Here is a 25,035-nt window from a genome sequence, read left to right on the forward strand (position 1 = left end):
GCCTACTGAGATAGTGGCGGCGCGCGAACAATTCAATATGGGTTTTCTTGTTACCAAACGGTGCGAGGGCTACCATCTCTTCTGGTCCACCACGACACGCACACCCATGCCCACAACCCGCATCCTCGATCTGCCAAGCCAGAGTGCGACGCATGCTCACCCGGAGCATCAGCTGGTGCTTGGCCTGAACGGGTGCGCCGACTTCGAGGTTGACGGTACCGGTGGCGCGGTCAGCAGGCTTCATGCCTGCATCGTTCCGGGTGACGCCGCCCACGCTTTTTCCGGCCGTGGCGAGAATCGTATGCTGATCCTCGATGTGGCCATGCAGGAGTTCACCGACGCGGGACTGAAGCGACTGTTCGATCGGCCGCGCTTCCTCACGCTGGATTCCCGGCTGCTTGGCCTGCTGGATTTCGCCGGTGTCGAGCTGGGCCGGCACGGCAGCGACACACCGGTGGCCTGGCATCTGGGCAACACCGTGCTGCATGCAATCAGCCAGCAGCTCTCGTCATACGTGCCATCGCCCCGAGCGGCGCTGGATATCGAGGTGCTCAGGCGCTACGTGATGCAGCATCTGGACAAACCGATCAGCGTCAGGGATCTGGCCAGACAGGTCCATGTGAGTCCCAGCCACTTTCATGCGCTGTTTCGGCAGGCCACCGGTCATACACCGCATCACTTCGTGCAAATCTGTCGCGTGCGCCAGGCGGCCGACTGGCTCAGGGAAACGCGCCTGCCCATTGCCGAGGTCGCCAGCCGCAGCGGTTTCTGTAGCCAGAGCGCGCTGACGCACGCCACCCGACGGCATCTCGGGCTGACTCCCGGCGCGATTCGCCAGGGCGTTGCCGCTGCTTCATAGTTCCATGCAACACAATCCGAGTTTCATGCAAGAAGCCGTCGGGCTTCGCTCCTACATTGGTTAGATGGCGCATCGCCTCAGTTGCAGACGATGCCAGCCACGAACAATGAATTCGATTCGCCACCTGTCGAACCCTGAGCTAGGGTTAGTCGAGGCGAATCCTTTTGTCCGGCAACGTGCCGGGCGCGATTGGAGCGTGCCAGATGTTCAAAGCCAGCGAAGTGCTCGACGGTCGGTTTCTTTCGGACGACCCGGATTCCCTGTTTGGCGCCCTCAGCGCCAACTACGCCGTTGACGAAAGCGCCTATCTCACCGACCTGATTGCACTGGCCGAGCCGGCCGATTCCGCTGCGCTGTCTGCCCGCGCGCGCAAGCTGATCGAAGCCGTGCGCAAGCGCGACAACGCCGTCGACAGCATCGACGCGCTTCTGCAGCAATACAGTCTGGATACCCAGGAAGGCATCATGCTGATGTGTCTGGCCGAGGCACTGCTGCGCGTACCTGATTCGGACACCGCAGACGCGTTGATCCGCGACAAGCTCAATGCCGCGCAGTGGGATCGGCATCTCGGCCAGAGTGAGCACACGCTGGTCAATGCCGCCGCCTGGGGCCTGGTGATGACCGGCCGTGTGGTGAAGATGGACATGCGTCAGGACGGCACGCCCGGCACGGTGCTTGGCAAACTGATCAAGCGTAGCGGTGAACCGGTGATACGCACCGCCATGATGCAGGCGATGCGCATCATGGGCAGGCAGTTCGTGCTCGGACGTACCATCAAGGAAGCGCTCAAGAACGGCAAGCCGCAGCGTGACGCCGGTTATACCTATTCCTTCGACATGCTCGGCGAAGCGGCGTTGACCCGCGCTGACGCGGAGCGGTACCGCCAGGATTACAGCGACGCGATCCGCGCGATAGCCGAAGACAGGTACAAGGGCAAGAGCCCCCGGCCGACCATCTCCATCAAGCTCTCCGCCTTGCACCCGCACTACGAGCCGGCACGTGAACAGCAGGTGCTGCGCGAGCTGGGTACGACAGTGCTCGAGTTGGTTCGCCAGGCGCGGGCAGGCGATGTCGGCATCACCATCGATGCCGAGGAGGCCGACCGCCTGGAGCTGTCGCTGAAGTTGTTCCGCGAGGTCTATCGGCACCCCGAGGTGCGCGGGTGGGGCAACTTCGGTCTGGTTGTCCAGGCCTACTCCAAACGCGCGCTACCGGTACTGGCGTGGCTGACCCAGCTGGCCAAGGGGCAGGGCGACCAGATCCCGGTACGCCTGGTCAAGGGCGCCTACTGGGACACCGAAATCAAGTTGTGCCAGCAGGCTGGGCTCGAGGGGTACCCGGTCTTCACGCGCAAGGAAGCGACCGACGTGTCGTATCTGGCCTGCGCGCGCTATCTCCTGAGTCCGGTCACGGCGGGGCTGATCTACCCGCAGTTCGCAACGCATAACGCCCATACCGTGACCTGCATCCTGGACATGGGTCGCGACCAGCAGTTCGAATTCCAGCGCCTGCACGGCATGGGTGATGCGTTGTATGACACGGTCATCGAGGAAGTCGGCTGCCCCGTGCGCATCTACGCGCCGGTCGGGGCGCACAAGGATCTGCTCCCGTATCTGGTGCGCCGGCTTCTGGAAAATGGCGCTAACTCCTCGTTCGTGCACAAGCTGGTGGATCATCGCGTACCGGTCGGTTCGCTTATCGAACACCCCGTCGACCGCCTGCGCCAGTACGCCAGCCTGGCGAATGATCGGATCCCGCTGCCGCCGGCCATCTATGGTCCCGAGCGGCGCAACTCACGCGGTCTCAACCTGAACGTGGAAAGTCAGTGGCTGCCGCTCAAGCAGGAGCTGGACAGCTTCCTGCAGCGCACCTGGACCGGGGCGCCTATCGTCAATGGCAAGCGTCTGCAGGGCGAGGCGCGTCCGGTGATGTGTCCCTATCAGTTGGACGTGCAGGTCGGAGAGGTGATCTGGGCGACCGGCGCGCAGACGCGCGATGCGATCGCCGGGCTGGCGACGGCTTTCGCGCACTGGAACGCTACGCCAGTCGATACGCGTGCTTCGATCCTGGAGCGTTCCGCCGACCTGCTCGAGCAGAACATGCCAGAGCTGATGGCACTGTGCAGCCGCGAAGCGGGCAAGAGCTTGCAGGACGGCATCGATGAGGTGCGTGAAGCAGTGGATTTCTGCCGCTTCTATGCGCAGCAGGCGCGCCAGCGCTTCGCCGTGATCACGCTTCCCGGGCCGACGGGCGAGAGCAACGAGCTGTATCTGCAGGGCAGAGGCGTGTTTGCCTGCATCAGCCCGTGGAATTTTCCGCTGGCGATCTTTCTCGGGCAGGTATCGGCTGCGCTGGTGGCGGGGAACACGGTAGTGGCCAAGCCCGCAGAGCAGGCCAGCCTGATCGCCGTACGCTGTGTCGAGCTGATGCTGCAGGCAGGCCTTCCCGGCGAAGTGATCGCTCTGCTGCCTGGCGACGGCGCTCAGGTCGGCAGCGTCATCAGCTCGGATCCGCGTATCGCCGGTGTGGCCTTTACCGGCTCCACCCAGACAGCTCACATCATCAACCGGGCGCTGGCCGCGCGTGACAGCGCGATCGCGCCGATGATCGCCGAAACCGGCGGGCAGAACGCCATGCTGGTGGATTCGACCGCGCTGCCCGAGCAGGTGATCAAGGACGTTTTGCATTCCTCCTTCACCAGCGCCGGTCAGCGGTGTTCGGCATTGCGCGTGCTGTTCATTCAGGAAGACATAGCCGAGCGGGTGATCGAATTGCTCAAGGGCGCGATGGCCGAGCTGCACATCGGTGATCCCTCGCGGCGTGACACCGACGTCGGACCGGTAATCGATGCCGAGGCACGGAAAGGGCTGAGCCAGCATATCCAGCGAATGAAGGACGCCGGCTACCTGATCGCGGAGGCGACGATGCCTGCGGGCCTCAATGGTCATTTTCTAGCACCGGTGGCGTTTCGCCTCAAGAGCATCAGCGAACTCGACCGAGAGCACTTCGGGCCGGTGCTGCATGTGATCACCTGGCGGCACGATCAGCTGGACCAGATCATCGATGAAATCAATGCCACCGGGTTCGGCCTGACGCTGGGCATTCATAGCCGCAATGAAGACACCGCGCGCTACATCGATCAGCGCGTGCGCATCGGCAATGTCTACGTCAACCGGAACCAGATCGGCGCAGTAGTCGGTGTGCAGCCCTTCGGGGGCCAGGGCTTGTCCGGAACGGGACCCAAGGCCGGCGGCCCGCATTATCTGCTACGATTCGCCACCGAACGGACCCGTACCATCAATACGACAGCAGTCGGTGGGAACGCCAGTCTGCTGTCGCTGGGCAATGGCGAGCCATGAGCAATGGCCGGTTCCAGGCGGAGCCGGCAGCAAAGGGAGTGGAACGTCTCCCATACCAATAACAGGACACGGATGGTCCGCAAGGAGAGAAGAACATGACAGGTAACATCGGCACCGTCAGTGCCACCTTCGCAGTGTATATAGCGGTAATGCTTCTGTTGGGTTACGTCGCATACAAGCGTACGACCAACCTGTCCGATTATATCCTCGGTGGCCGATCGCTGGGCCCGGGTACGGCAGCCCTGTCCGCTGGCGCCTCGGACATGAGCGGCTGGCTCCTGCTGGGTCTGCCGGGTTACGCGATGGTGGCCGGTTATGAGGCTACCTGGATTGCCGCAGGCCTGTTGATCGGCACCTGGCTGAACTGGCTGATCGTCTCGCGTCGTCTGCGTGTCTACTCCCATGCGGTAAACGATTCGCTGACGCTGCCTGCGTACTTCGAGTTTCGCTTCGAAGACAAGACTCGCCTGCTGCGCGTGATCTCGGCGATCTTCATCCTGCTGTTCTTCCTGTTCTACACCAGCTCTGGCCTGGTTGCCGCGGGCAAGCTGTTCGAAAGCACGTTCGGGCTCGACTACCGCATCGCAGTGGTACTCGGGACGCTGATCATCGTCTCCTATACCTTTTTCGGGGGGTTCCTCGCCGTATCATGGACCGACGTCATCCAGGGGCTGCTGATGGCGGCGGCGCTGGTCGTGGTGCCAATCCTCGCGCTCAACAGCGTAGGCGGCTGGGATCAGGCGCATGCCTCGATGGAAGCCAGCAACCCGAACCTGTTGACCTTCCTCACGGATGTCGAGGGCGAGTCGCTCGGCTTTGTCGCCATCATCTCGCTCCTCGGTTGGGGGTTGGGCTACTTTGGCCAGCCGCATGTGCTGGCTCGCTTCAAGGCCATTGGTGACGACGCTGCCTTGCCAACCGCGCGGCGCATCGCTGTAGCGTGGACCGCGATCTGCCTGCTGGCGGCGCTGTTTACCGGTTGGGTCGGCATAGGTTATTTCGGCGACGAAGGGCTGGCAGATCCCGAGACGGTTTTCCTCGCTCTGATTCAGGCGCTGACGCACCCGATCGTAGCCGGTATTCTGCTCGCGGCGGTGCTGGCAGCGATCATGTCGACGGCCGATTCGCAGTTGCTGGTGTCGTCTTCTGCCCTGGCAGAGGACTTCTACAAGGCCCTGTTTCGGCGCGACGCGTCGCAGGCGCAACTGGTGTGGGTAGGGCGCTTCGCCGTCATCGGCATCGCTCTGATCGCGCTGCTTTTCGCCTTCAATCCGGAGAGCACTGTTCTCGGGCTGGTGTCCTACGCCTGGGCCGGTTTCGGGGCGGCGTTCGGCCCGGCGATCCTGCTATCGCTGTTCTGGAAGCGCATGAACCGCAATGGCGCGCTGGCCGGGATCATCGTCGGCGGCGTCACCGTGGTGCTCTGGAAGCAGATCGATACCATCGGCCTGTACGAAATCATTCCCGGGTTCATCCTCGCTACCGTGGCGATCATCGTCGTATCGCTGGTGACGCCGGCTCCGTCCGCCACCATCGAACGCACCTTCGACGACGTCGCCGGGCGATACTGAAGCCGAAACAGGCCGTGCTCCACCGAGCGCGGTGCCTCCCCGGAAGGACTGTTGTACTCCACGCAACAGTCTTTTTCCGGTTCGGCGGCTTGTCCTGAGCCGTCGGCTGATCTCTAATACGGACTGACTCGTCAGTCCGTTTAGCGAAACTCCCATGCCAGAGCACACCAGCAATCCTGCAAAGCGCCAGCGCAAGTCGGCGGAGCAGCGTCGGGAAGATATTCTCGTTGCCGCCGGCAAGGTGTTTGCCGAGCAGGGTTTTCGGTGTGCGGAAGTCCAGCAGATCGCCGATCTCGCTGGCATCGGCAAGGGTACGATCTACCGTTTTTATGCAACCAAGGATGAGCTGTTCAAGGCTGCCGTAGATGCTGCCATGCAGCGGCTTACCGGGCGGGTTGACGCTTCGATCGAGCATTGCCGGGATCCTTTGTTGCAGCTGCGGGCTGCGTTTCGGGCATATATCGAGTTCTTTCGCGAGCATCCCGAGACGGTGGAGCTGTTCATTCATGAACGGGCGGAGCTACGCGGCAGCAAGCCGTTGTACTTCGTCTACTCGGAAGCGCGGCGGCGGCGCTGGGTTGATATCTGCCAGCAGCTGATCGAGCGCTACCCGTGCCGGGTGAAAGATCCAGAGCTCGTGCTCGATGCGCTGGCTAATCTGGCCTACGGAAGCGTGTTCGTCACGCGTATTTCCGAGCGTCGGGTATTGCTCGATGACGAGGCGGAGAAACTGACCGACCTGCTGTTCAACGGCATTCTCGGCCAGGATTGATCATAAGGCGACCGGCGTGTGCCGCCGGCCCAAGTAAAACGACCAATACGGATACACACATGAACTTGCGAACCATCCTCTCCGCATCGGCCCGCCCATCGGCGACGCGGCTTCTCGGCCTGGCTTCCATTGCGCTGTTGCTTGGCGCCTGCGGGGACGAGGAGCAGCAAGCTCAGGGTCAGGGCCGCCCGGCACCGGTGGTGACGGTTCAGGAAGTGCAGCGCGCCGACGCTGAAATGGTTCAGGAATACCCGGCACGGATTCGCGGCGCCCGCGAAACCGAGGTTCGCGCGCGCATCTCCGGTGTGTTGCTGGAACGTGCCTACCAAGAGGGAGCCGACGTCGAGGAGGGCGATCTCCTGTTTCGCATCGATCCTACTCCGATGCGCATTCAGCTGAAGCAGGCCGAGGCCGCGCTGTCCAATGCTCGCGCCGAGCAGCGCCAGGCACAACGTGACTGGAGCCGTGCCGAACAACTGTTCGAGCGCGGGGCATTGAGTGCCAGCGAGCGCGACCGGATTCGGTCTCAACTGGATTTTGCCGAAGCGGGCATGGCGCAGGCGCAGGCCGGGCACGACGAGGCACGGCTGAATCTGTCCTACACCGAGGTTCTGGCACCGATTTCCGGCTCTACCAGCCTCGAAGTGCTGCCGGAAGGCAGCTTGCTGGGGGTGGGAGCCCTGTTGACGACCATCGTGCAGCAGGATCCGGTCCACGTGATCTTCGCTCTGCCGGAGCGTGATGCAGCAATTCAGCGCGCCGCGCGAGTGAACGACAAGCTGCTCGATGCCCATGTTGACATTCTCCTGCCTGACGGCTCTGTCTATCAGCGTCAGGGCAACGTCGACTTCACCGCCAGCAGCATCGACAACGCCACCGGGACCATCGCCGTGCGGGCCGTGGTCGAGAACCCCGATCAGCAGCTGATCCCGGGTCAGTTCGTGCGTGCGCGGGTCCTGCTGCGCCGCTTCGAGGACCAGATCATCGTGCCGACCGAAGCCATTGGCGCCGATGCGCGCGGGCCGAACGTCTGGGTCATCGATGGCGAATCGAAGGCCCAGTTGCGTCCGGTGCGCCTGGGTACGGCGATCGGTGAACGCCAGGTCATTGAGGACGGCGTCGAGCCGGGTGAGCGCATCGTTGTGAATGGTCAGGTGGGTCTGCAGCCGGGCATGGAAGTGCGCATCGCCGGATCCGGTGGTGGCGCCCAGGCTGACGCCGCCGGTCGGGAGTAAACGGCATGTTCCAGTTCTTTATCGACCGTCCCATCTTTTCGACCGTTCTCTCGATCCTGATTCTGATCGGCGGCGGCGCGTCGCTCTGGCAATTGCCCGTGGAGCAGTATCCCGAAGTAGTGCCGCCGCAAATCGTGGTGCAGGCAACCTATCCCGGCGCCAGTGCCCAGGTGATCGCCGATACCGTCTCCGCCCCGCTTGAACAGGCAATCAACGGCGTCGATGACATGCTCTACATGGAATCGTACGCGGCCGACTCCGGCGCCATGCAGTTGACCATCTCCTTCAGTATCGGTACGGATCCGGATCAGGCGACCATCGACGTCAACAACCGTGTGCAGCGTGCCACGGCCAAGCTGCCGCAGGAGGTGCGCGACCTTGGCGTGACGGTGCAGGCGCGTTCCACGTCGCTGCTGCAGGTGATCACGCTGTCGTCGGAAACCGAACAGCTCGGCACATTGGCTATCAGCAACTATGCGCTGCTCAACGTATTGGATGAACTGGTTCGGCTTCCGGGCGTCGGTGATGCTGCGCTGTTTGGTGCACAGGATTACTCCATGCGCATCTGGCTGCGACCCGACAAGCTGGCCGAGTACGGTCTGACGCCGAGCGATGTCGCTGCGGCGCTGCGCGAGCAGAACGCTCAGTTCGCGGCTGGCCGGATTGGCGCTCAGCCGGCTCCGCCTGACCAGGCCTTCACTTTCAGCGTCAGTACGCCGGGCCGGATGGTTTCGCCGGACGATTTCGAACGCATCATTCTGCGCAGCGATGCCGACGGACGCACCTTGCGCCTGGGTGATGTTGCCAGAGCGGAGCTGGGCGCTCAGAGCTACGACTTCACCGCAACGTTCAACGCCAAGGCGGCGGTGCCGATCGGGGTGTACATGCAGCCGGGCGCCAACGCGCTGGATACTGCCGAAGCGGTTCGCGAAGCGATGAACGACCTTTCCGACCGCTTTCCCGGCGATCTGCGCTTCGATATACCCTACGACACGACTCGCTTCATCGACGTGTCGATACGTGAAGTGATCATCACCTTTGTCCAGGCGCTGGCGCTGGTGGTGCTGGTGACATTTCTGTTTCTGCAGCATCTGAAAGCCACACTGATCCCGCTGGTAGCCATTCCGGTCTCGCTGATCGGCACTTTCGCCGGCATGAGCCTGCTCGGTTTCTCGGTCAATCTGCTGACGCTGTTCGGGTTGATCCTGGCGATCGGGGTGGTGGTCGACAACGCCATCATCGTGATGGAAAACGCCGAGCGGCTGATCAAGGAAGAAGGACTGTCTGCGTACGAGGCTGCCAGCAAGACGGTGCAGCAGGTGTCAGGTGCAGTGGTGGGCTCGACACTGGTGCTGGTGGCCGTGTTCGCCCCGGTAGCCTTTCTGGGTGGCTTGAGCGGGGAGCTGTATCGCCAGTTCGCCATCACGATCGCGGTATCGGTATTGTTGTCGGGCGTCGTGGCGCTGACGCTCAGCCCGGTCATGTGTGCGCTGCTGCTGAGCCGTGAAGAAACCGAGCCCTCCCGCTACTTCGCCTGGTTCAACAACAGCTTCGACAAGCTCACCGACGGCTTCGCTGCCACGGTAGGCTGGATGCTGCGCCACGCGGTGATCTCGCTGGTGCTTTTCGCGGTGCTCATCGGCTCGACGGTGTTCCTGCTCAACCGCATGGCCGGCGGCCTGGTGCCGCAGGAGGATCAGGGCTTTCTGATTACCGTTTTCCAGCTGCCGCCGGTGTCCGCGCTTGGCCGTACCGAGACAGTGCGTGACGAGCTGGCGCAGCAGGTGGTCGACCTGGACGAAGTCCGTGGTATCACCGCCTTTGCCGGCTTCGACATTCTCAATCGGGGGCTGAAGACCAATACGGGCGTAGGCTTCGTGTCGCTGATCGACTGGGACGACCGGCCGGGTCCGGAGCACAGTGCCCAGGCTGTCGCGGGCAAGATCATGGGGCTGGGCGCCGGCATACAGGAGGCCAATGTCATGGCTTTCGTGCCGCCGCCGATTCTCGGGCTCTCGCTTACCGGTGGTGTCGAAGGTTATCTGCAGGTACGTGGCGATAACGACCCCGCGGCTTTGAAGGAGCAGGCGGACAAGCTGCTTGCAGCCGCGCGCGAGCGGCCCGAACTCAGCAACGTCCGCGCCGCCGTGAACATCGGTGTGCCGCGTTTCGAGGCCAAGGTGGACTGGGACAAGGCGAAGGCGATGGGCATTGCCATCAACGACATCTTCACCACCATGCGCAGTACCTTCGGCGCGCTTTACGTCAATGACTTCACCCTTCAGGGCCGAAACTGGCAGGTCAACATGCAGGCCGAGGGCGACTTCCGCAGCCATCCGGACGATCTGCGCCGCATATTCGTTCGCTCCGGCAGTGGCGAGCTGGTTCCGCTCAGCAGCGTAGTCAACCTGGTACAGACGCAGGGTATCGATAGCGTCAGCCGCTTCAACCTGTATCAGGCGACCAAGATCACCGCTGATCCGGGTCCGGGCTACAACACTGCGGCGGCGCTGGCGGCGTTGCAGGAAGTAAGCATCGAGGCGCTGGACGATCAATCCCAGCTCGGCTGGATTGGCGAGGCGTATCAGATCGTCGATTCCGCTTCGGCCGGTGGCATCGCCTTCGCCCTTGGCATCATCATGGTGTTTCTGATCCTGGCAGCGCAGTACGAACGTTGGAGTCTGCCCCTGGCGGTGGCGACAGCGATTCCGTTCGGGGTGTTCGGCGCGGTCATCGCATCGATGCTGCGCGGTTTCCCCAATGACATCTACTTCCAGGTAGGTTTGCTCGTGCTGATCGGTCTGGCCGCGAAGAACGCGATTCTGATCGTCGAATTTGCAGCGCAGAACCGGAAGCAGGGCATGGCGCCCTTCGATGCGGCATTGACCGCCGCCCGCCAGCGTTTCCGCGCGATCATGATGACCGCACTGACCTTCATCATCGGCAGCATGCCACTTGCATTCAGTACTGGCGCCGGTGCGGTCAGCCGGCAGGAAATAGGAACCGTGGTGGTGGGCGGCATGATTGCAGCCAGTACCCTGGCGCTGATCTTCGTACCGGTGTTCTACATGCTGCTGGAACAGAGGGGCTTCAAGCACAAGGCCTGAGCAATCAGGCCCGGTAACCGCGCTGGGTAGTGCCCACAGGACGTGCGCTGATGCACGCTCATCCTGTGGAAGCGCGCCGCCGGCGAGGGGGGCAGACTCTCCTGTCTGGCTCCGCCGTCAGCTCCCAGACTGCCACGCGGTGATGACCGACAGCAGAAAGCTGTACTCCTCTGCCAGCTCTCGAATGGCCTGATACCTGCCACTGGCTCCGCCGTGTCCTGCCGACATCTGCGTTCTCAGTAACAAGGGGTTGTCGTCCGTCTTGATATGACGCAGCTTGGCGACCCACTTTGCCGCCTCCCAATACTGCACGCGCATATCGTGATAACCGGCCGTGACGAAGAGGGCCGGATAGGCCTGCTGCCTGACCTGCTCGTACGGCGCATAGCCGCGGATCCGTTCGGCCACCTCCGGCTCGTTCGGGTCGCCCCATTCCTCGTACTCGCCAATGGTCAGCGGCAGATCCGGATTGTTCATCGTATTCCAGACATCAACGAAGGGAACGTCTGCTACGGCGGCAGCGAACAGCTCCGGACGCTGGTTGATCACGTTGCCGATCAACAGTCCGCCCGCGCTCCCGCCGGCGATTACCAGCCGATCAGTGCTGGTCACCTGACTGGTTACCAGCTCTTCGGCACAGGCGATGAAGTCCGTGAAGGTGTTGTGTTTGTGCTCCAGCTTGCCCGCCTGATACCAGGCTTCTCCCATGTCGGCGCCGCCGCGAATATGCGCGATGGCAAATATCCAGCCACGGTCGAGCAGTGACAGTCGCGCGTGGGAGAACCAGGGGTCCATGCTTGCGCCGTAGGAGCCATAGCCGTACAGATACAGCGGGGCAGGGTGGGTGAACGCCTCGGGCCGGCCGACCAGGCTCATCGGCACACGCGTACCATCAGGCGCCACGGCCCAGCGCCGCTCGACGTGATAATCCTCGGCACTGAAGCTGCCTTCGACGGGGGTTCGCTTGAGCACGGTCTGTTCGCCACTGGCAAGGCTCAATGCGCGGATTTCGGCTGGCCGGTTCAGCGATTCGTATCGGATACGCAAGCGGTCACTCTGGTAATCCTCCCCGCCCTGCGCGCGCAGGCTGTACACCGCATCAGGCATGCTCAGCGGATAGGCATCGCCGCCGGCAGGCTGTACCTCGAGTGTTACCAGGCCCTGATCACGATAGTGCAGCACGCGTGCTTTCTGCTGCAGGGAGAAGTCTTCCAGAGTGCGTTGTGGGTCGACGCCGCGCAGCAGCTTCCAGGCAGTCTGTTCGGGATGCAGCGGGTCGGCGCCATACAGCGCGAAGTTCTCACCATCAGCATTACTGCGGATCACCAGGCCGTCCGGTCCGTGATCGACGTGGTACTCATGTCCGGTCGAACGCGCGCTGATCAGCCGCCATTCGCCAGTCGGCTCGCTGGCATCAAGCAGTCGAACTTCGCTGGTGTTCTTGCTCGCGCTGCTCGCCAGTAGCCACTGCTCGGAACTGCTGCGATAGACGTGAAGCAGAAAACGCTGGTCGGGCTCGTGGAAAACCTCCTGCGGGGGTTCGGTGCGGCTCAGGCGCCACAGCGTGCTCGGGCGCGACGCTTCATCCATGCTTACCGCGAATACTGTCTGGCTGTCATTGGCCCAGGTCAGGCTGCCATCGGCACGGTCGAGGGGCAGTGTGAGGACGTCTCCGGTTGCCAGCTCCTTCAGATGCAGGGTGTAGATCTCGTCGCCCTGACGATCGACACTGTAGGCCAGCCAGCGGTGGTCCGGACTGATGGCAAAGTCGCCCAACTGGAGGAAGCCGTCGCCAGCCAGTTCGTTGAGGTCCAGTAGCAGCCTCTCGGTCTCGGCGTCGATTTCGAGGCTGTACGGTTCCGCCTGCCGGCAGCGGTAGTAGCGAGGATATTCGGCGCCGGCTTCGGTCCGCTGATAATAGAGCCAGCCCTGCCAGATGGCCGGGAGTGAAAGGTCGGTTTCACGTATGCGGCTACGGATTTCATTGAACAGCGCGTCGCGACGGTCATCGTGGGCTGCCAGCCAGGCTTCGGTGTGCCGGTTCTCTGCTTCGAGGTGGGCTATCACCTCCGGGGCGTCACGTTGTTCCAGCCAGGCGTAGGGATCAGCTGCTGTGTCACGGCGAGCTACAGGTGGCATCGTGTTGGGACTCCTCGGATAAAACCAGTATTATAGCGGCTCGCACAGCCAACCCCGGTTATCGCTCGATGTTCAACGAACAGGAATACCAGATCGTCTGGATCGTCTATCTCGCCGCGGCCGCGGGCGGGCTGCTGGTCTGGTGGCGCATGACGCGCTGGATTGGCTGGTGGTTCGTGCGTGAGCCGCTGGTGATCGCAATGGCAGTCCTGCTGTTTACTCCGGCCGAAGTCGAACCGATGCAGCCTGAAATGGCCCCGGCATTCATCGTCTGGCTGCTTGATACGTTGTTCGATACGGGTAGCAATCAGGCGCGCATGCTTGGAGACCTGTCGCTGACACTGGTCATCGCGCTGTTGGCCTACGTTGGGCTGGCTTGCCTGAGGGCGGCCTGGCAACACTGGCGAGGCCGCACGGGTGATGCAGACCAGGAGCCGAGCCAGGCCTCAGGCCCGGCTGCCCGCTGATTACTTCTCGTTGCCCTGCTCGTACAAGGTACGGGCAAGACGCATGATCTGCTCCTGGAATTCGGTGCGCTGCTCGTCGGTCATCGGGCAGATGCCGATCTGTTCGAACAGGCGATAGCCTCGTACGGAAAAGAACAGGATGCTCGCCTGGGCCAGCCCCAGTGGGGATTTGGCGAGAATGTCGAACAATCCCTGCACGTCATCAGCGGTGGTTTGCAGTAATGCCGGATTGCTGGCCGCCGCGGCGAAAATCGCCGAATCGAGGTTCTTCTCTTCGCTGGACTCACTGAGATTACTGAGCAGCAACGCCTTCAGCTCGCGCATGGGCTCGTCGGGAAGAACGCTTTCGTAGGCGCCCCAGCGAACGCGGAAACGTTCCAGGCGGTGTTCGATCATGGCAACCAGCAGCGCTTCGCGATCGGGAAACATGCCGCGCAAGGTTGCTTCGTCGGTGCCGGTCCGCTCGCTGAGACTGGTGAAGCTCAGCTGAGAGGCGCCTTGCTCGCTTACGATGGCTTCGGCGGCGCGGAATATCGTGAGCCGGAGCGAGTCGTTAGCCTTCTGTGCTTGATTGTTGTCCACTGCGAAAACCCCTTCCGGACGTCTGGTTAGAGTCGGTCGCGACCGGCTATTGCCGGTGTGCTGCACCCACTACGAATCGGCATAGGGTACGATTTACAGGCTGCGCAGGCGAGCGTTTTTTGCCAGCGCCGAGGAGAAGGGTGGAAGCAAATCGCGGGCATAAAAAAACCCGACCGAGGCCGGGTTTTTTATCAAATATCGGAATTAACCGATGATTTGAATGTTCGCAGCTTGCTTGCCCTTCGGACCAGTAGTGATGTCGAAAGACACCTTCTGGTTCTCGGCAAGGGACTTGAAGCCCTGAACCTTGATCTCGGAGAAGTGGGCAAACAGATCGTCACCGCCGCCGTCCGGAGTAATGAAGCCGAAGCCTTTAGTGTCGTTGAACCACTTAACTGTACCAGTTGCCATTTCTGATAATTCCTATCAAATTGAAATACTTGAGCTTGTGCTCAATTTAGCGCGGGAATCAAAGATTGCGAGAATGACAAACTTACGTACTGGACAGTGCGCTTGCAGCCTACAACTCTATCTTGAAAACCTACGCGCCCACTCTGCGCCTTAAGACCGAACATGTCAAGCAATCGCTGGCTGTCGATGGTCAGGCTCCGGATGGACGAAATTCAGTATACGTCAGTTTTGAAAAAACACATCCCTTTCGTCGGATATTTTCATTGACAGGCTTTACGCCTCTTTTTTCTCAGGTTTCGAGCGCCGATAGGGGTATACGTCGATCACCAGCCCGGCGCGGATCTTGTCCTGCATCCCCTTCCAGTAACCGGCGTCGAACAGCTCGCCATGCATGCTCGAAAACAGCCGGCGATGCTTGATATCGGCGAACAGGAAGACCGGGAATTCTTCCGGGAACACGTCGTTCGGGCCTACCGAGTACCAGGGCTCTCCCGACATCTCCTGCTCGGGATACATCGGTTCGGGGATATGGCGGAAATTCACCTCGGTCAGGTAGCTGATCTCGTCATAGTCATAGAACACCACCCGCCCGTGGCGGGTAACGCCGAAATTCTTCAACAGCATGTCGCCCGGAAAGATGTTGGCAGCAGCCAGTTCCTTGATCGACTTGCCGTAATCGTAGAGCGCCTCGCGGGTCTGCGTTTCGCTGGCATTTTCCAGGTAGATATTCAGCGGGATCATCCGCCGCTCGGTCCAGCAGTGGCGAATAAGGATCACGTCGCCTTCCTCGATCACCGTCGAGGCGGCGACTTCCAGCAGTTCTGCCAGACACTCGGGCTCGAACTTGTCGCGCGGAAAACGAAAGTCCGAGAACTCCTGCGTATCGGCCATCCGGCCCACGCGGTCGTGACGCTTCACCAGACGATACTTCTCGATGACGGTGGAGCGTTCGATGTTCTTCGACGGTGCAAAACGGTCCTTGATGATCTTGAACACCGTGTTGAAGCCGGGGAGGGTGAACACGCTCATCACCATGCCGCGTACACCCGGCGCCATCATGAATCGATCATCGTTGTTGGCAAGGTGATCGATCAGCGAGCGGTAGAACTCCGATTTGCCCTGCTTGTAGAAGCCGATCGCCGTGTATAGCTCGGCGATGTGCTTGCCCGGCAGCAGCCGCTTGATGAAGCTGACCACCTCGCAGGGCACCGGTGCGTCGACCATGAAATAGGAGCGGGTGAAGGAGAAGATGATCGACACCTCCGATTCGTCGGTGATGAGCGTATCCACGCTGATCCCCTGATTCTCCTTGTGAACCAGCGCCAGCACGAAGGGCCATTGCTCCCCGTGGCTGATGAGCCGGCCGACCAGGTAGGCACCCTTGTTGCGGTAGAAAACTGCCTGAATCATCTCCGCCGTCAGGTCGCTATCGAGTCTGGCCCAGTCCGGCAGGCCCTGTTCCAGCTGATCGACCACCAGCTTGCGGTCGCGCGAGTAGTCTTCCCAGGGCACGTCGAAGGCGAACTCATCGAGAATCTGTCCGGCCAGATCATCCAGTGAGCCGCCGGAAATGAATCCGCGGGTCAACGGGATGTGGGACGGCGGACGGGTAACCGGTCGGGTGCTGTGCACGAACATGGTTTCATCACTGATGTCGTCATGCTGGTGCAGCCGGCAGAAGATCGAGTTGAACCAGGTCTCACCCAATTCGCCATCGAAACGCTGGTCGATCAGCTCTATATAGGCCTGGCGGATTCCCGGCCAGCTGCTGACATCCATGATCGCCTCGTTGCCTTCAGTCGCAGCGAGACTGTCGGTGGTCAGATCGACACATTCTTCGTAGAGATTGATACGGGCGGTCGAGGCATCCTGAATGTCGGTCCAGCGCGCCTGCTCGAAGCGGACCCGAGCACCGAGCGTCAGCTGACGGAAGCGGGTCCGGTAATCATCGAACCCGTCGAGAATATATTGGGCAATGCGTTCGAAGCTGTTGGGCATGGAAAGGCTGCGTCTGGTTGAAGAATCAGCCGGCAGCATAGCCAGATTGCCTGGCTCGCGGAAGTGGCCGTGCGTAGTAGTAATGCGGGCCCTTCTGTGTGTGCGGTCCGGCGACAGGCGCTTAGCGCCGGTACGCCGGAACGCCGCACGATCCTAGGGCAGGTTTTCCTGGTCGCTGAACAGATCAGCGAAGAGCATGGTCGACAAATACCGTTCGCCCGAGTCGGGCAGTACCACAACGATGGTCTTGTTCTGCATCGACGGATCCTGCGCCAGGCGCACCGCTGCGGCCATCGCTGCGCCGCACGAGATACCACAGAGAATGCCTTCCTCGCGCATCAGACGCAGTGCCATGTCCTTGGACTCGTCGTCGGTCACCTGCTCGACCCGATCGACCATGTCCAGATCGAGGTTGCCCGGCACGAAGCCCGCGCCGATGCCCTGAATCTTGTGCGGGCTGGGCTTGACCTCTTCACCAGCCATCGTCTGGGTGATCACCGGCGAGCCGACCGGCTCTACCGCAACGGACAGGATCTGTTTGCCCTGCGTCTTCTTTATATAACGGGAAACACCGGTGATGGTGCCGCCAGTACCGACGCCAGCGACCAGCACATCGATGGCCCCGTCGGTATCGTTCCAGATTTCCGGTCCCGTGGTCTTCTCGTGAATCGCCGGATTTGACGGGTTCTCGAACTGCTGCAGCAGCAGGTAGTGCGACGTATCGCTCTCGGCGATCTCGCGCGCTTTCTCGATCGCGCCCTTCATCCCCTTGGCTGGCTCTGTGAGCACCAGTTCAGCGCCGAGCGCCTTCAGAACCTTGCGGCGCTCCAGGCTCATCGACGCCGGCATGGTGAGTATCAGCTTGTAGCCCCGGCTGGCCGCGACGAATGCCAGACCAATGCCGGTATTGCCGGAAGTCGGCTCGACTATCGTCATGCCCGGTTTCAGCTTGCCGGTCGATTCGGCGTCCCACACCATGCCTGCGCCAATGCGGCACTTGACCGAATACGCCGGGTTACGGCCTTCGATCTTGGCCAGAATGGTCACGCCCTTGGGCGCGAGTCGGTTGATGCGTACCAGCGGTGTATTGCCGATCGACTGGGAATTGTCGGCGAAGATGCGGGTCATGTCTGAAGGCTCCATGTGGCAATGCCAGGGCCATTCAGCGTAAAGCCGCTGACGGTCAGCTGCAAGCGGGCCGTGAACAAACGTCTGCGCCGGCTGATGGGGCATGCGGCTGTGTATCAGGATTGTGAATATCCCCGTTCGTTTACACCCGATTCGGGGGCACGCTATAGTGCTTTTTTCCCGTTTTCATGAATCGCCTGGCCTGCCGGGCTGTCGTCCAAGGAACATATTCAGATGAAATTCGAAGGCACTCAGTCGTATGTCGCAACCGACGACCTCAAGCTGGCGGTCAACGCAGCCATTACCCTGCAGCGTCCGTTACTGGTCAAGGGTGAGCCGGGCACCGGCAAGACCATGCTCGCCGAACAGCTGGCCGAGTCGCTGGGCGCCAACCTGATCACCTGGCACATCAAGTCGACCACCAAAGCGCATCAGGGCCTGTACGAGTACGACGCGGTGAGTCGCCTGCGTGACTCGCAGATGGGCGATGACAAGGTTCACGACATTCGCAATTACATCAAGAAGGGCAAGCTGTGGGAGGCGTTCGAGTCCGATCAGCGCGCCATCCTGTTGATTGACGAGATCGACAAGGCCGATATCGAGTTCCCCAACGATCTGTTGCAGGAACTCGACAAGATGGAGTTCTACGTTTACGAGACCAATGAAACGATCCGGGCCAAGCAACGCCCGATCATCATCATTACCTCTAACAACGAAAAGGAACTGCCCGACGCCTTTCTGCGCCGCTGCTTCTTCCATTACATCGCCTTCCCGGACCGCGAGACAATGCAGAAGATCGTCAACGTTCACTTCCCGGACATCAGCAAGGAACTGGTGGCCGAATCGATGGACATCTTCTTCGACGTGCGCAAGGTTCCGGGTCTGAAAAAGAAGCCGTCGACCTCCGAACTGGTCGACTGGCTCAAGTTGCTGATGGCCGACCAGATCCCCGAAGCCGTTCTGCGTGATCGCGACCCGACCAAGGCCATCCCCCCGCTATATGGCGCACTGCTGAAGAACGAACAGGACGTGCAGTTGCTTGAGCGCCTGGCGTTCATGACCCGTCGTCAGAACCGCTAACGTACCCGCGCTGCAGTGGGGTGGGGTTGAACAGGAGGATTGATATGCTGACCGGAAGCTGCCTGTGCGGCGCGGTGAAGTACCGTATCGATGCGCCAATTTCGAGCCTCACCCACTGTCATTGCAGTATGTGCCGCAAGGCGCACGGTGCTGCCTTCGCGTCGTACGTCGGTGTGCCGTTGGATGCTTTTCATGTCACCGAAGGCAAGGATGCGGTCGCCGCGTTTCACTCGTCCGAGACGGTAACACGTACTTTCTGCAGGCACTGCGGCGCTAACCTGCAGTTTGTCGACAGTCGCGAGACGGAGCTGGGCGTCGCCGCCGGCACCCTCGACTCGGCGTTGGGAGTACCCCCGCAGGCGCACATCTTCGTGGCGTCCAGGGCAGACTGGTATGAGATACGCGACGGCTTGCCCCAGCACCACGAAGATATCTGATCTCATCAATCAAAAGCGCGCCGATGTCTCGGCGCACTCAGAGGTTCCGTAACAATGCTGCTTGGCCTGTTTAATGAAATGCGCGCCGCCAAGGTGCCGGTATCGGTCCGGGAACTGCTCGACCTGATCAATGCGCTGAAGCATCACGTGGTCTTCGCGGACATGGACGAGTTCTACTACCTGTCGCGCACGATCATGGTCAAGGACGAGCGCCACTTCGACAAGTTTGACCGCGCGTTCGGTGCCTACTTCAACGGGTTGCAGGACCTGAACCAGCTGATCGAGGCTATGATCCCCGAGGACTGGTTGCGCAAGGAGTTCGAGAAGATGCTCACTGACGAGGAGAAGGCCAAGATTCAGTCCCTTGGCGGCCTCGACAAGCTGATTGAAGAATTCAAGAAGCGTCTCGAAGAGCAGAAGGAAAAGCATGCCGGCGGCAACAAATGGATCGGCACAGGCGGTACCAGCCCATTCGGATCGGGTGGCTACAACCCCGAGGGGATTCGCGTCGGTGATGCAGGGAAACGCCAGGGCAGGGCGGCCAAGGTATGGGACCAGCGCGAATACAAGAACCTCGATGATTCAGTCGAGCTGGGCACCCGGAATATCAAGGTAGCGCTACGCCGCCTGCGCAAGTTCGCCCGCCAGGGCTCGCCCGATGAACTCGACATCGATGGCACTATCGACCATACCGCGCGGGACGCTGGGCTGCTGAACATCCAGATGCGTCCGGAGCGGCGCAATGCAGTGAAGCTGCTGCTGCTGTTCGACATTGGCGGTTCGATGGATGCGCACATCAAGGTGTGTGAGGAGCTGTTTTCCGCGTGCCGGACAGAGTTCAAGCATCTGGAGTACTTCTACTTCCATAACTGCGTGTATGAGTCGGTGTGGAAGAACAACCTGCGCCGAACGGCCGAGCGGACGCCGACCATCGACCTGCTGCACAAGTACGGGCCTGACTACAAGGTCGTGTTCGTCGGCGATGCGGCGATGGCGCCCTACGAGATCACCCAGCCGGGCGGAAGCGTTGAGCATTGGAACGAAGAGGCGGGTCACGTGTGGATCCAGCGTTTCATGGAGAAGTACAAGAAGCTTATCTGGATCAACCCGTATCCGCGCGACACCTGGGATTACACCACCTCTACCCGGATCATTCGTGATCTGGTCGAGGACCGGATGTTTCCCCTGACCCTGCAGGGTCTGGAAGACGGCATGAAGTTTTTGTCCAAGTAATGGTCAAGCGGGCAGCGAAACCCTTCGCGGTCATGCCCGCTCCTACAGGGCGGGCTACATCGGGTGTCGCCGTAGGAGCGCACCCGGGCGCGAAGCAGAATCCACAAACCCTTCGCGGTCATACAGGGCGGGGCTGATCGGGGCTTGATGTAGGAGCGCACCTGGGCGCGAAGCAGAATCCACAGACCCTTCGCGGTCATGCCCGCTCCTACAGGGCGGGGCTGAATAGGCGTCGATGTAGGAGCGCACCCGGGCGCGAAGCAGAATCCACAAACCCTTCGCGGTCATGCCCGCTCCTACAAGTCGGGGCTACATCGGGGTCGATGTAGGAGCGCACCTGGGCGCGAAGCAGAATCCACAACCCTTCGCGGTCATGCCCGCTCCTACAGGTCGGGGCTGATCGGATGTCGATGTAGGAGCGCACCTGGGCGCGAAGCAGAATCTGCCTCTATCGTCGCCGGAAACCATCCCGCAGGAATTGCGCTCAGACCTCCGCCCAGCGCCGTAGCAGGTTATGATACACCCCGGTCAACTGGAGAATATCGGGGTCTCCCTTCGCCTGTTGGGGCGTCAGCGACTGAATCGATTGGTCGAGATCAAACAGCAGGGTCCGCTTGCCATCGTCGCGCACCATGCTCTGGATCCAGAAGAACGAACAGACCCGCGCCCCTCGCGTTACGGGCTCTACCCGGTGCAGGCTGGACGACGGATACAGCACCATGTCGCCTGCCTCCAGCTTGACCTGCTGCGCGCCAAAGGCGGTCTCGATGGTCAGCTCACCGCCGTCATATTCCTCCGGCTCACAGAGGAACAGGGTGGCCGATAGATCGCTTCGCAGCGTGCCATGACTACCCGGCAGCGGCATTACCGCCCCGTCGACATGCGCCCCGTAGTGCCCGCCACCGCTATAGCGGTTGAACTTGGGTGGGTAGATCTTTTCCGGCAACGCGGCGGAAATGAACAGCGGGTGCCCACCCAGGCGGCGGAGAATGTGGTTACCCAGCTCGATAGCGATTCCTGCACTCTCATCGAGCTGTTGGTTCTGCTTCACACCTGCAGCCAGCGTGCCAGCCGTTTTCAATCCATCCTGCCATTCGGCGCGGTCAAGGTGTGCACGAAACTGCCGAACCTCGTCCTTGCTCAGTACGTTGTCCAGGGTGATCAACATGTCACGTCTCCAACAAGGCAGTCGGCCGTAATGTCAGCCAGTGTAGGCGTGCCGGCCTGAGCCATGCACAGCTCCAGTTCGTCGCGCAGCAGCTTGAGCATGTGCGCAACGCCCAATGCACCTACCAGTGCAAGCGCATAGCCCTGAAGTCGGCCAACCAGCACCGCATCGGCGCCCCAGGCCAGCGCCTTGAATATGTCGGTTCCGCTACGTACGCCGCCGTCCACCAGCAACGGATACGCCTGACCAAGCGCTGCGCGGAGAACCGGCAGCCTGGACAGGGTCGAAGGGGAGCCATCCAGGGCGCGACCGCCATGGTTGGATACGATCTGCCCGGCCACGCCGAGATCGCGCAATCGTCTGGCGTCATCAGGATGTGATACACCCTTGGCCACGATCGGCAGCCGGCTCTGCTCGATCAGCCAGGCCAGGTCATCCCAGTGCGGCGCTTCGGACATCATGCCGTGCAGCACGATGCTTTGCCCGGGTTCGAGTGCTACCTGTAGTGGTGGTGCAAACGCAGCAAGATTGGCCGGAGTGTCACCCGGAAAACGAAAACCCGCACGCTGTGCGCGCCGGCTCAATGGCTGCACCGGCGTATCCAGGGTGACGACGATGGCACGGTAGCCTGCCGCCTCGGCACGGCGGAGCAGGGCGAGCGTGTCGTTACGTCGGGGTTGGAAATACAGCTGAAACCACTTGGGTTCGTCAGTCGCGGCCGCGATGTCTTCCAGGCTCAGGGAGCTGAGAGTGCTGCAGACAAAGCCGCAACCGGTCGCAGCCGCTGCACGGGCGCAGGCCGTCTCGCCATCAGCGTGCAGAAGGCGCTGATGGCCGAGCGGGGCAAGCAGTATGGGGTGGCCGAGCGGAGTCCCGAGGAGATGTACGCGCGTGCACGCCTTGCTGAAATCAGTGAGCAGGCGAGGCACGATGCGCAGGTCGTGGAAGGCGCTGCGATTGGCCCGCAAGGTGTGTTCGTCGCCACTGCCACCAGCCAGCCAGGCCAGTGTAGGTGGGGCAATATGGTCAGCCGCACGTTGTTCATAATCGGCAGCTGAAAGAATATCGGCTGGAATGTGATCCAGCGGAGGTAATGCGGTCATCATGGTTCCTGGCGTAGACCCGGCGGGCACCGGTGACGATATCACCGGTGCCCGCCTGGCACGAATCAGAATTCGTAGGCCAGGGTCAGACGGGCGTTGCGACGGTCACCGATATAGGCGAACGAGCCGCTACGGTACGAAGCGAGGTAGTAATCTTCGTTGGTGACGTTGTTGACGTTCAGGCGAGCTGAGAGGCTCTCGGTGAACTCGTAGTTGGCGAACGCATCGTAGACGGTGTACGAAGGCACATGCCGATCGCTGGCAGCGGCATCAGGCTGGCCTGAATAGACCTCGCTGCGGTAGGTTCCGGCTGTTCCGATGGCCAGTGCCGGCGTCAGCTGATAGCGCAACTGCAGGTACATGCTCTTGTCAGCAAACTGCGCGAGGGTGCCGCCTTCGCTGGCTTCGTTGAAACTCTCTACCACCTTTGCGTTCATCACCGTAGCGCCAAAAACGGTGCTCAGGCGGTCGGTGATGTTGCCGGCCGCGCTGACTTCAACGCCATGTACGCGATTCTTGCCAGTGTTCAGCGTGCCGGTGGTCTCGTAGTCCGCGCCTTCCATGACGTCGTCCTTGGTGATGTGGAAAGCAGCGGCGGTCAGCAGCAGCTTCTCGTCCATCACGTTCCACTTGGTGCCGATTTCCCAGTTTTCCGACTTCTCGGGCTTGCTCTCACCGATGATTTCGGCGCTACCGCACAGCCCGCCGTAGCCGCAGTTGCCGCCCACGTCCGACTCGCCACCATTGATCTCTGCAGCGGTGCTGTAGGTGGCGTAGACGTTGCCGTACTCGTTGATCTTGTAGGTCAGGCCAACGTGGCCGTTCCACAGGGTGTCGGAGTAATCGTACTTGGTGTCGGTACCATTGTTGGCGGTAACGATGTTGGTGTAGTCAAAACGATCGGCACGCACGCCCGCCGCCAGGATCCAATTGTCCGTCAGATCGATGGTGTCCATGACCGATACTGAAATGGTATCGATGGAATAGTCGGTGGTCTGATTGCCCTTCGCGTAGCTGCGCTGGATCAGCTCGTCGATATTGGCCACTTCGCTGCCATCTGGAGCAATGATGCAATAGCCAGGTGAGGAACCGAAGCGTCCCGGCAGTACGCAGTTCGTCGCACCGTTGTTGGCAATCGCATAGCGCCCGTTAGCCACGTCGTGCTTGCTGTACTCGGTGCTGAATACGAACTGGTTCTGCTTGCCGGCGAGCTCGGTATCGAAATACAGGTTGGTGATGTTGGCGAAGTAATCCACCTCCTGCCAACCGTTGTGAGTGCTCAGACCGATGGTCGGTGTGCCGGTGACCAGGTCAGTATTGCCCCGTGCGCCTGTGACGATATAGCCGTTCTCGGTGGTGCCGTAGCGCGTGGCATTTTCAAGCCGCAGGTTATCGGTGAAATCGTAGCCTACGCGGAAGGTGAAGACTTCGACGTCGGACTCGAGGAAGTCGCTCTTCTGCAGATAGACCGGGATGTCGTCGTTGGGCTTGTTGTTGCCATCAAGGTACGAACCAAGGTCCGGCGTGTCCTTCGCTTCAAGGAAGTAGTAGTCGCCCTTGAAGTCCAGCTGCTCGGTCGCCTGCCAGGCGCCGGCCAGGGCGATACCGTTACGCTCGCGATCCGCAGGTTCGCGGTCCGGCACGTCGCGGTAGGCATGCAGCAGGTTCAGGCGAACGGCGATGTCGTCGGTCAGGACGATGTTGCTGTCCAGCGTCGCACGCCGGTAGTCGTCGGTGCCCAGGCCGCCTTCGACCTTGTTGAAGCCGTACTCGGTGCTGGCCTGCTTGGTCACACCGTTTACGGCGCCACCGGTGGAGCCACGACCGGCAAAGGTGGAGCTCGGTCCTTTGGTGATTTCCACCTGCTCGAGGGCGAACACTTCACGGGTGGTCATGCCCGGGTCGCGCAGGCCATCGACGAACACGTCGCTGCGCGCCTCGTGGCCACGGATGATGTAGCGGTCGCCAAAGGCGTTGCCGTTCTCGCCGGTACCCAGTGTCAGGCCAGGCTGTGCGGCGAGGATTTCCTTCAGGTCATCCTTGCCCGAATCCTTGATCTGGGTCTGGGTCAGAACAGTAATGGTCTGCGGAGTCTCGGCCAGCGGCTTGACCTTGCGCTTGTCGCCGGAGTACTTCGCCTTGTACGGCGCGCCCGGCTCGGCGTAGGGGTTGGTGTCGATGGTGCGCTCTTCGATCTGCAGCGTGTCCAGTTCGAAGGTCTCTTCTTCCTGCGCCATGGCAAGGGGGCTGCAGAGGGCGGCGGAAATGCTCAGTGCAAGAGCGCTATGGGCACCAAAGGCAGGCTTGGCCGGGTGGCGCAGGCTCAGAGGGCGCAAGGATTTAGCTTGGTTCGCAGACATTCTGTTCTGGTTCCTTTTTCAAACGT

The 25,035-nt window shown here is 61.2% G+C and carries 18 protein-coding genes; 10 read left to right on the plus strand and 8 right to left on the minus strand.

What is annotated here, in order from left to right; translation table 11 throughout:
- Nucleotides 1-106: 106 nt before the first annotated feature.
- From KEM63_RS07305 to KEM63_RS07330, 6 genes are all read left to right on the plus strand, one after another.
- Entirely contained in the window at nt 107-859 is a 753-nt protein-coding gene (locus tag KEM63_RS07305) for an AraC family transcriptional regulator (protein WP_223655531.1), read from the plus strand.
- A gap of 203 nt (nt 860-1,062) precedes the next feature.
- On the plus strand, nt 1,063-4,218 hold the full coding sequence (putA, locus tag KEM63_RS07310; RefSeq protein WP_223655532.1) for a bifunctional proline dehydrogenase/L-glutamate gamma-semialdehyde dehydrogenase PutA: 3,156 nt from the start codon (nt 1,063-1,065) through the stop codon (nt 4,216-4,218).
- Between the two features lie 95 nt (nt 4,219-4,313).
- Nucleotides 4,314-5,789 (plus strand): sodium/proline symporter PutP, encoded by a 1,476-nt coding sequence (gene putP, locus KEM63_RS07315; RefSeq protein ID WP_223655533.1) that lies wholly within the window; start codon nt 4,314-4,316, stop codon nt 5,787-5,789.
- A 154-nt stretch (nt 5,790-5,943) separates the two neighbouring features.
- Nucleotides 5,944-6,561, plus strand: coding sequence for a TetR/AcrR family transcriptional regulator (locus tag KEM63_RS07320; protein ID WP_223655534.1), 618 nt, complete (start codon nt 5,944-5,946; stop codon nt 6,559-6,561).
- Between the two features lie 59 nt (nt 6,562-6,620).
- On the plus strand, nt 6,621-7,796 hold the full coding sequence (locus tag KEM63_RS07325; RefSeq protein WP_223655535.1) for an efflux RND transporter periplasmic adaptor subunit: 1,176 nt from the start codon (nt 6,621-6,623) through the stop codon (nt 7,794-7,796).
- A 5-nt stretch (nt 7,797-7,801) separates the two neighbouring features.
- Complete coding sequence (locus KEM63_RS07330) at nt 7,802-10,903, plus strand: efflux RND transporter permease subunit (protein ID WP_223655536.1); 3,102 nt, start codon at nt 7,802-7,804, stop codon at nt 10,901-10,903.
- 117 nt (nt 10,904-11,020) lie between these two features.
- Here KEM63_RS07330 and KEM63_RS07335 read toward each other — a convergent pair whose 3' ends face one another.
- A complete protein-coding gene (locus KEM63_RS07335; protein WP_223655537.1) occupies nt 11,021-13,042 on the minus strand; it encodes a S9 family peptidase in 2,022 nt (673 codons plus the stop codon).
- 68 nt (nt 13,043-13,110) lie between these two features.
- On the opposite strand from KEM63_RS07335, the gene KEM63_RS07340 reads away from it, so the two are divergent.
- Entirely contained in the window at nt 13,111-13,509 is a 399-nt protein-coding gene (locus tag KEM63_RS07340) for an MFS transporter (RefSeq protein WP_223655538.1), read from the plus strand.
- Here KEM63_RS07340 and KEM63_RS07345 read toward each other — a convergent pair whose 3' ends face one another.
- From KEM63_RS07345 to cysK, 4 genes are all read right to left on the minus strand, one after another.
- Nucleotides 13,510-14,091 (minus strand): TetR/AcrR family transcriptional regulator, encoded by a 582-nt coding sequence (locus tag KEM63_RS07345; protein WP_223655539.1) that lies wholly within the window; start codon nt 14,089-14,091, stop codon nt 13,510-13,512.
- A 204-nt stretch (nt 14,092-14,295) separates the two neighbouring features.
- A complete protein-coding gene (locus KEM63_RS07350) occupies nt 14,296-14,502 on the minus strand; it encodes a cold-shock protein (RefSeq protein WP_036989629.1) in 207 nt (68 codons plus the stop codon).
- A 273-nt stretch (nt 14,503-14,775) separates the two neighbouring features.
- Entirely contained in the window at nt 14,776-16,500 is a 1,725-nt protein-coding gene (aceK, locus tag KEM63_RS07355; protein ID WP_223655540.1) for a bifunctional isocitrate dehydrogenase kinase/phosphatase, read from the minus strand.
- Between the two features lie 153 nt (nt 16,501-16,653).
- Nucleotides 16,654-17,628 carry a cysteine synthase A gene (cysK, locus tag KEM63_RS07360; RefSeq protein ID WP_223655541.1) on the minus strand — a complete coding sequence of 325 codons (975 nt, stop codon included), beginning with the start codon at nt 17,626-17,628 and terminating at the stop codon, nt 16,654-16,656.
- A 234-nt stretch (nt 17,629-17,862) separates the two neighbouring features.
- Between cysK and KEM63_RS07365 the strand changes: the two genes are divergently transcribed.
- From KEM63_RS07365 to KEM63_RS07375, 3 genes are read left to right on the plus strand one after another with little or no spacing between them, the layout of a single operon-like run.
- Complete coding sequence (locus tag KEM63_RS07365; protein WP_223655542.1) at nt 17,863-18,708, plus strand: AAA family ATPase; 846 nt, start codon at nt 17,863-17,865, stop codon at nt 18,706-18,708.
- Nucleotides 18,709-18,746: 38 nt separating this feature from the next.
- Nucleotides 18,747-19,145, plus strand: coding sequence for a GFA family protein (locus KEM63_RS07370; RefSeq protein WP_223655841.1), 399 nt, complete (start codon nt 18,747-18,749; stop codon nt 19,143-19,145).
- Nucleotides 19,146-19,199: 54 nt separating this feature from the next.
- Entirely contained in the window at nt 19,200-20,378 is a 1,179-nt protein-coding gene (locus tag KEM63_RS07375; RefSeq protein WP_223655544.1) for a vWA domain-containing protein, read from the plus strand.
- 484 nt (nt 20,379-20,862) lie between these two features.
- Here the strand turns inward: KEM63_RS07375 and KEM63_RS07380 are convergent, their stop codons facing one another.
- From KEM63_RS07380 to KEM63_RS07390, 3 genes are all read right to left on the minus strand, one after another.
- On the minus strand, nt 20,863-21,546 hold the full coding sequence (locus KEM63_RS07380) for a Fe2+-dependent dioxygenase (protein ID WP_223655545.1): 684 nt from the start codon (nt 21,544-21,546) through the stop codon (nt 20,863-20,865).
- Nucleotides 21,540-22,649 carry an alpha-hydroxy acid oxidase gene (locus KEM63_RS07385; protein WP_223655546.1) on the minus strand — a complete coding sequence of 370 codons (1,110 nt, stop codon included), beginning with the start codon at nt 22,647-22,649 and terminating at the stop codon, nt 21,540-21,542. The genes KEM63_RS07380 and KEM63_RS07385 overlap by 7 nt, the downstream gene beginning before the upstream one ends.
- Nucleotides 22,650-22,714: 65 nt before the next feature.
- Nucleotides 22,715-25,009 carry a TonB-dependent receptor gene (locus KEM63_RS07390; protein WP_223655547.1) on the minus strand — a complete coding sequence of 765 codons (2,295 nt, stop codon included), beginning with the start codon at nt 25,007-25,009 and terminating at the stop codon, nt 22,715-22,717.
- Nucleotides 25,010-25,035: the final 26 nt, after the last annotated feature.

Origin of the sequence: Halopseudomonas nanhaiensis (assembly GCF_020025155.1) — a bacterium.
In the GTDB taxonomy this organism is placed as follows: Bacteria; Pseudomonadota; Gammaproteobacteria; order Pseudomonadales; family Pseudomonadaceae; genus Halopseudomonas; species Halopseudomonas nanhaiensis.

Coding starts and splice junctions, on each gene's coding strand:
- KEM63_RS07305 (WP_223655531.1), top strand. CDS start 107: ATGCCCACAACCCGCATCCTCGATCTGCCAAGCCAGAGTGCGACGCAT.
- KEM63_RS07330 (WP_223655536.1), top strand. CDS start 7,802: ATGTTCCAGTTCTTTATCGACCGTCCCATCTTTTCGACCGTTCTCTCG.
- cysK (WP_223655541.1), bottom strand. CDS start 17,628: ATGACCCGCATCTTCGCCGACAATTCCCAGTCGATCGGCAATACACCG.
- aceK (WP_223655540.1), bottom strand. CDS start 16,500: ATGCCCAACAGCTTCGAACGCATTGCCCAATATATTCTCGACGGGTTC.
- KEM63_RS07325 (WP_223655535.1), top strand. CDS start 6,621: ATGAACTTGCGAACCATCCTCTCCGCATCGGCCCGCCCATCGGCGACG.
- KEM63_RS07365 (WP_223655542.1), top strand. CDS start 17,863: ATGAAATTCGAAGGCACTCAGTCGTATGTCGCAACCGACGACCTCAAG.
- KEM63_RS07390 (WP_223655547.1), bottom strand. CDS start 25,009: ATGTCTGCGAACCAAGCTAAATCCTTGCGCCCTCTGAGCCTGCGCCAC.
- KEM63_RS07385 (WP_223655546.1), bottom strand. CDS start 22,649: ATGACCGCATTACCTCCGCTGGATCACATTCCAGCCGATATTCTTTCA.
- putA (WP_223655532.1), top strand. CDS start 1,063: ATGTTCAAAGCCAGCGAAGTGCTCGACGGTCGGTTTCTTTCGGACGAC.
- KEM63_RS07350 (WP_036989629.1), bottom strand. CDS start 14,502: ATGGCAACTGGTACAGTTAAGTGGTTCAACGACACTAAAGGCTTCGGC.
- KEM63_RS07320 (WP_223655534.1), top strand. CDS start 5,944: ATGCCAGAGCACACCAGCAATCCTGCAAAGCGCCAGCGCAAGTCGGCG.
- KEM63_RS07335 (WP_223655537.1), bottom strand. CDS start 13,042: ATGCCACCTGTAGCTCGCCGTGACACAGCAGCTGATCCCTACGCCTGG.
- putP (WP_223655533.1), top strand. CDS start 4,314: ATGACAGGTAACATCGGCACCGTCAGTGCCACCTTCGCAGTGTATATA.
- KEM63_RS07380 (WP_223655545.1), bottom strand. CDS start 21,546: ATGTTGATCACCCTGGACAACGTACTGAGCAAGGACGAGGTTCGGCAG.
- KEM63_RS07375 (WP_223655544.1), top strand. CDS start 19,200: ATGCTGCTTGGCCTGTTTAATGAAATGCGCGCCGCCAAGGTGCCGGTA.
- KEM63_RS07340 (WP_223655538.1), top strand. CDS start 13,111: ATGTTCAACGAACAGGAATACCAGATCGTCTGGATCGTCTATCTCGCC.